Raw genomic sequence first — 439 nt, 5'->3', positions numbered from 1 at the left:
GCGGGCATCGGTTTTTCAGTCGCGCCCGGCTGTAATGCTATCGCCGTGGTGGAGTATGTGTTTTCCGCGCTGTTGATGCTGGCCGAACGTGACGGCTTTTCGTTACGCGATCGCACTGTAGGGATTGTCGGCGTGGGTAACGTCGGAAGCCGACTACAGACCAGGCTTGAAGCGTTGGGTATCCGCACGTTGCTGTGCGATCCGCCACGCGCCGCACGCGGGGACGAGGGTGATTTTCGTACGCTGGATGAGCTGGTGCAGGAAGCGGATGTCCTGACTTTCCATACGCCGCTCTATAAAGACGGACCGTACAAAACGCTGCATCTGGCCGATGAGACGCTGATCCGTCGACTGAAACCCGGCGCCATTCTCATTAACGCCTGCCGCGGTCCGGTGGTGGATAACGCCGCGTTGCTGGCGCGACTTAATGCCGGGCAGC

The 439-nt window shown here is 60.1% G+C and carries 1 protein-coding gene; it reads left to right on the top strand.

Annotation, left to right across the window (positions count from 1 at the left end; all coding sequences use genetic code 11):
• Positions 1 to 439, top strand: a 439-nt coding sequence (locus tag RAD15_RS43930) for an NAD(P)-dependent oxidoreductase (protein ID WP_458184881.1), incomplete at both ends; no start/stop codon positions are given.

This window comes from Bradyrhizobium sp. 14AA (assembly GCF_054185205.1).
This window is presented reverse-complemented; position numbering and strand designations above follow the sequence as displayed.